Genomic DNA, 6,223 nt, shown 5'->3' with positions numbered 1-6,223 from the left:
CGACCGGGCGCCGGTCGGCGGCGGGCGGCCGACCCGCGCCGGCCCCGTCCTGGCGCCGGCCGTCCGACGGCGACTGAAGACCTGTGCCCGCTCAGCGGGTGCGGGTCTTCACTCGTTTCCGGGGTCCGTTCGGTCCCCGGCCGGCTGGCTTGCCCCGGTGGTTGACCCGGCTCTCCCGCGACCGGGCGCCGGTCGGCGGCGGGCGGCCGACCCGCGCCGGCCCCGTCCTGGCGCCGGGCCGCCTGACGGCGACTGAAGGCCTGCGCCCGCTCAGCGGGTTCGCGTCTTCACTCGTTTCGGGGTCGGCTCGATCCCCGGCCGTTCGGGGTCATCACGACCTGGCCGACGACTGCCCGGCCCGGCGCGGCCGACCCGCTCCTCGATGTGGCCGAGCGGATGCGCGCCCCGCCGGCTACTGATCGGCCACTGATCCGGCCACTGATCGGCCGCTGATCGCCGGCTGGCTCTCCCCGTCGGCTCAGCCCACCGGCCGAGCGGTTCGACGGCCGGGAGCGCACCCGTTTCCGGCCCGGGGCGTGGCCGCGGACACTCGCCCGGCCCGCTCGCAGAAGCACTGGCGACGCGCTGAGTCAAGGGCGAGAGCGGATTGTGGACAACAATTTTCGCGCCGACAGCGATGTGGACAAGCCGGGCGGCCGGATCGCCTTGATGGCTACCGTCGCGCCATGTCGTCGTATCGCGGCCGGGCCGCGCTCCTGCCGGTCGGACTCCTGCTCCTGCTGCTGGCCGCCTGTTCCGGCGCCCGTGCCGGGACGGCTCGAGCCGCGGGCGAGGCACCGGTCGGCTCGGTGACCCAGGCCCCCTCGGCATCAAGACCGTCATCTGCATCGGCATCGGCATCGGCATCGACGCCGGCACCTACCGCGACGGCGACCCCGTCCTCCCGCGCGGCGCCGACGGAGTCGGCCGCACCGGACTACTCCCTCGCCGTGGTGAGGTTCGGGCCCGAGGGGATCCCGTCGCCGGCCGGTGACCGAACCGTCCGGCTGGACGGCCGGCGCGCCTGCTTCGCCCCCATCGACGAACTGGCCGACGCCCCGGCAGATGCCCAGGAGGTGTGTGCCACCCTGCCTCCGGGCGACGTGACATCCTTTGCCGCCTTCTCGCCGGACGGCAGTTCCCTGCTGGTCGTGGCCGGTCCCGATGCGCAGCACGATGCGGTCTACATCATCGACAGCGCTTCGGCCGACGTGCGGGTGATCGGTCAGGACGGAACGGTGGCCCCTTCGGTGGATCCGCACCGCTGGGACCTGTCCAGCGCCAGTTGGGCCGTCGACGGGTCGGGTGTGGTGCTGGTGCCGCACACCGACGGGGTCGACGGGCCGGTGGTGACGGCTGATCCGCGGACCGGTCGACTGACCGAGGTGGGGCGGCTGACGGCGGATCTCGCCAACGGCACACCGAGTATCTGGTCCACCGGCCGGGGTCTCGCGCTGGTCGGCAGCTCCGGGCCGGACCCGGCGAGGCTGTGGTGGCTGCCGGCCGGTCGGACGGCGCCCGTCGAGATCGGACGTTTCCCGGAGGCCGGCGGGTCACTGCACCTGGTGGCGGCCGATCCGCCGGGCCGGATCGTGCTGGTCTGCCCACGGGCCGCGGACGGACGGCTGGGCGGCCTCGTGGCCATCGTGGTCGATACCGGCCAGACGAGCCGGGTGCTGAAGGACACCGCCTCGTGCGGCGGGGCGGTGTTCTCGCCGGACGGCAGCCGGGCGGTGCTCACCGCCGGCCTCCCCGGCGGGTACTCGTTGCTGGTGGTCGACGTCATGTCGGGCCGACGAGTGTTGACGGTGCCGCTGCCGGTCGCCGAGCCGGCCACGCCGCCCTACCTGACCTGGAAAGGCGACACCGTCGTCGCCCTGGACACCGGCGGAGAGTGGCCGACGCCGTCGCTGATCATCGCGCTCCGGTGACCGGGCGTGCGGAACAGCTGCCGGCGAGCGGGGGCGGACTCCGTCCCATCGCCGCCCCATCACCGCCCCGGCCGTCGGCCGGGTCGGCCGGGTCGGCCGGCGGGGCAACGATCGCCGATGGGTCAGCGGCAGGTGGCGATGCCCAGCGAACCAGCCGTCCCCCCGGGACCGGCCTCCGATGCGATGACGTAGCCGCAGCCGTCGCTCGCGCCGGCGATGCCTTCGGCCTGGGGCAGCGGGGGCATCGGCAACGAGCGGCTCGGCCAGTCGGGGAAGGTGCTCGGGTCGGCGGCGGGATCGGGGGCGGTGTACTCGTGCACGTCGTCGTAGGTGAGCAGCAGCACCCGCCCCGGGGTGGCGGCCAGATCGGTGGCCACGTTGCCGGTCAGGATCGTCCGCATCGGCCGCGGCGATCCGGGCACCGCGAACTCGCGGACGAACTCGAGGTCACCGCCGCCCGGCCGGCCACGGTACATCCGGTGCGGGGCGCCGTTGCGCGGTTTGGTGACGACGATGATCGACCCGTCGGGGGTGACCATCATCGACTCGGCGTTCTGCGGACGGTCCGGGTAGGTGTAGTGCCATTCGTCGGCGGCCACGGTGATCGGGTCGCCGGTCGCGCGACCCGACAGATCGGGTTCGACGGCGCGGTAGATCACGACATCGCTGCGCTGCTGGGCATTGTCGCCGATGTCCCCGACGTACAGACAGGAGCCGTCGGTGCCGCCATCCGATCGGGGGACGGCGGCACCGCACGGCCCCGCGGCCAACGCCTCGGCGTTGCCCGCGGACATGCCGTCCACAACGACCCGGGTGACCAGGGCGCCCTGCTCGTCGACGACGGCCAGACCAGCCGTTCCGGTGCCGTCGTCGACCAGGAACAGCAGCCCCGGGGCGGTGGTGGCGAGGGCGACGCCGCTGGCCTCGTCGTTGACTCCGGGCGCGAGGGGAACGGTCCGCAGCGTCAGGGCGGGGGCGTCGGACGGGGCCGGGTTCGGGGCTGAGGCGGACGGTGAGGGGGACAGTGATCGGGATGACGAGGGCCATGGCGGGCCCGACGGCGGGGCGGCCGTGTCCGACCCGACCGAGGTGCTCGGATCGGCCCCTGTCGGCGCGATCGCGGTCGACCCGGCCGGCCCGGCGCCGGTGCAGCCGGCGGTCAGCGCGGCAACGAGCAGGACCAGCGCGGCACCCCGGGCGGCTGGTCGCCGCCCCACCCGCGCCCGGCCCGGCCGGCCGGGGGTGGCGCTGCAGGTCACCGTGGCTCCGTCACTGTCCGGTCACCCCGGTTGGCCGACCCCGACCTGCACGGTATCCCGGCCGAACGGGCAGTATCGACCGGGTGAGCATCAGGGTGGTCGGGATCGGTGGGTCGGTGGACGCGCACTCGCAGTCCGACCGGGTACTTCGGGCGTTGCTCGACCGGACGGCCGAGTTGGGCGCGCAGGTCCGGGTGTTCGCCGGCCTGGACCTGGATCTGCCGCCGTACCACACCGGGGCGGTGCTGCCCGAGGTTGCGACCGGGTACGTCGAGGCGGTCCGCCGGGCCGACGCGGTCGTGATCAGCTCGCCCGGGTACCACGGCACGGTGTCCGGGCTGGTCAAGAACGCCCTGGACTACCTCGAGGAGCTGCGGACGGACAGCCGTCCCTACCTGGACGGGCGGGCCGTCGGGCTGATCGCGGTCGCCCGCGGCTGGCAGGCATCGGTCTCCACGCTCGGCACCCTGCGGCAGATCGCGCACGCCCTGCGGGGCTGGCCCACGCCGCTGGGTCTGGCCGTGAACAGCAGCGTCACCCACTTCGACGACGACGGGACGTCCGACGACAGCGCGGCGGCATCCGTCCGCATCCAGGCCGAGCAGCTGATGGAGTTCGCCCGGCGCTGGGCCGGGCAGCCGGTGCCCCGAGCCGACCGACTGAGCCGGGAACCGAACCGGCGCCCCGAGCCGACCGACTGAGCCGGCGCACGAGCCGGTGCACCGAGCCGAGTGCCTGAGTCCGGGTGCCGAGCCGATGCCCCGAGCCGACCGACGAAACCGACGGACTGAGCCCGGTGGACTGAGCCCGGTGGACTGAGCCGAGTGCCTGAGCCGAGTGCCTGAGCCTGGACACCGCCTTGGTGCCGGCACCGCCCGGGCGGCGGGCCGCGGTCGGGGGCACACTCGTGGCCGGGGCACGCCGAGGTGTCCGTCGGGAGGACCGTGATGACCGCCAATGCCACCGCCGCCACCGATCAGCTGCGCGCCGCACGCGACCTGCTGCTGCAGCTTCGGGACGACCACGCTGCCGCGGTGGAACGCTTTCGCTGGCCCCGGCCCGCCACCTTCAACTGGGGTCTGGAGTGGTTCGACGTCGTCGCCGCCGAACACCCGGACCGTCCGGCGCTGGTCATCGTCGAACCCGACGGGTCGGTCGGCTCGTGGAGTTACGGCCGACTCTCCCGCCGGTCCGACCAGGTGGCCGGCTGGCTGGCGGCCAACGGCGTGCAGCGGGGCGACGCCATCGTGGTGATGCTCGGCAACCAGGTCGAGCTGTGGGAGATCGTGCTCGCCGCGATCAAGCTCGGAGCGGTGATCATCCCGGCGAGCACCTTGCTGACCCCGGACGATCTGACCGACCGGGTCGGCCGGGGTGGGGCCCGGTACGTCATCGCCCGGGACGTGGACACCGACGGATTCCGGCACGTGCCCGGCACTTTCGTCCGGATCGCGGTCGGCCGGCCGGTCGAGGGCTGGATCGAGTACGCCGACACCGATTCCTACACCGGTCGATTCGAGCCGGAGGGGGTGTCACTGGCCACCGACCCGCTGTTGCTCTACTTCACCTCCGGTACCACGGCGCTGCCCAAACTCGTTGAGCACAGCCAGAGCTCGTACCCGATCGGGCACTTGACCACCATGTACTGGATCGGGCTGCGGCCCGGCGACGTCCATCTGAACATCTCCTCGCCAGGTTGGGCGAAACACGCCTGGTCGTGCGTGTTCGCGCCCTGGCTGGCACAGGCGACGGTGCTGATCGTGAACTACCCGCGGTTCGACGCGGTCGGGCTCATGCGACAGCTGGACGAGCACAAGGTGACGACGTTCTGTGCGCCGCCGACGGTCTGGCGGATGTTGATCCAGGCGGACCTGTCCCGCCTGCGGACGCCGCCGCGCGAGCTCGTCGGCGCGGGTGAGCCGCTGAACCCCGAGGTGATCGACCAGGTGCGACGGGGGTGGGGGGTCACCATCCGGGACGGCTTCGGCCAGACCGAGATGACCCTGGCCGTCGGCAATTCGCCGGGCGTTCCGGTGCGGCCCGGTTCGATGGGGCTGCCGATGCCCGGCTACCGGGTCGCGCTGATCGACCCCGCGACCGGCACGGCCGGCGACGAGGGGGAGATCTGCTTCGACCTGTCGGTCGGGACGGTCGGCCTGCTGACCGGCTACCGTGGGGAGTCGGCGCGGACCGCCCACGCCACCCGCGACGGGTATTACCACACCGGTGATCTCGGGTCCCGCGACGCGGACGGGTACCTTACCTACGTCGGCCGTGACGACGACGTGTTCAAGGCGTCGGACTACCGCATCTCACCGTTCGCGGTCGAATCCGTGCTGCTGGAACACCCCGCGGTGGCCGAGGCGGCGGTCGTGCCTTCGCCCGACCCGATCCGGTTGGCCGTGCCCAAGGCGTACGTCGTCCTGGCCGAGGGATATCACCCGAACAAGGTCGCCGCGCGGCTGATCTTCGAGCACTCGCGGGACCGGCTCGCTCCCTACCAGCGCATCCGCCGGCTGGAGTTCGGGCCGCTGCCGAAGACCATCTCGGGGAAGATCCGCCGGGTCGAGCTGCGCGGCCGGGAGCAGGAACGGCACGGCCGGGAGCAGGAACGGCACGGCCGCACGGGCGGGACCCGGCCAGACGATGTCGAGTTCGCGGTCGAGTTCGCCGTCGAGGACTTCCCCGAGCTGCGTCCCGACCCGGCGGGCGGACCGACGGCGCAACCCTGAGGTCGGGCGGGGCGTCCGGCCCTCGGGCGATCGGGCCGGGCCCGACCCATCGGGCCGGTGGTCCCGCGACGTCGAGGGGTCGGATGACAGTTCGGATGACACACCGGATCGTGATGAGGAACGGGCGGCCGCGCCGGCGTGGGGTCCGCCGGACGGCCGGTGGTTTCGGTGCGGTGCTGGCCCTCGCCATCCTGGTCGGCTGCGCCGACCCGGCCGGTCGGGGGGGGGCGGGCGCGGGGGGCCCGCGGGGGGCGGGGGGGGGGGGGGGGGGGGGCCCCGCGGGCCGGGCGCCGGGGGGCCG

The 6,223-nt window shown here is 73.7% G+C and carries 4 protein-coding genes; 3 read left to right on the top strand and 1 reads right to left on the bottom strand.

Annotated elements, in window-relative coordinates; genetic code table 11:
• The first annotated feature begins 950 nt into the window (after positions 1–950).
• A complete protein-coding gene (locus tag ACOJUF_RS19925; protein WP_420123559.1) occupies positions 951–1,931 on the top strand; it encodes a hypothetical protein in 981 nt (326 codons plus the stop codon).
• Positions 1,932–2,053: 122 nt separating this feature from the next.
• Here the strand turns inward: ACOJUF_RS19925 and ACOJUF_RS19920 are convergent, their stop codons facing one another.
• Complete coding sequence (locus ACOJUF_RS19920) at positions 2,054–3,190, bottom strand: hypothetical protein (RefSeq protein ID WP_420123558.1); 1,137 nt, start codon at positions 3,188–3,190, stop codon at positions 2,054–2,056.
• Between the two features lie 83 nt (positions 3,191–3,273).
• Between ACOJUF_RS19920 and ACOJUF_RS19915 the strand changes: the two genes are divergently transcribed.
• Both ACOJUF_RS19915 and ACOJUF_RS19910 read left to right on the top strand, forming a co-directional pair.
• Positions 3,274–3,891, top strand: a complete 618-nt coding sequence (locus ACOJUF_RS19915; RefSeq protein ID WP_420123557.1) for an NADPH-dependent FMN reductase — start codon at positions 3,274–3,276, stop codon at positions 3,889–3,891.
• Positions 3,892–4,137: 246 nt separating this feature from the next.
• Positions 4,138–5,922, top strand: coding sequence for an AMP-binding protein (locus ACOJUF_RS19910; protein WP_420123556.1), 1,785 nt, complete (start codon positions 4,138–4,140; stop codon positions 5,920–5,922).
• Positions 5,923–6,223 lie beyond the last annotated feature (301 nt).

Origin of the sequence: Nakamurella sp. (genome assembly GCF_048594475.1) — a bacterium.
Classification (GTDB): Bacteria; Actinomycetota; Actinomycetes; order Mycobacteriales; family Nakamurellaceae; genus Nakamurella.
The sequence above is the reverse complement of the archived record's forward strand: the minus strand, read 5'-3'. Positions and strand labels throughout refer to the sequence as shown.

Bases quoted from the DNA above. Each gene is read 5' to 3' on its own strand.
- ACOJUF_RS19910 (WP_420123556.1), top strand. From the start codon at position 4,138: ATGACCGCCAATGCCACCGCCGCCACCGATCAGCTGCGCGCCGCACGC.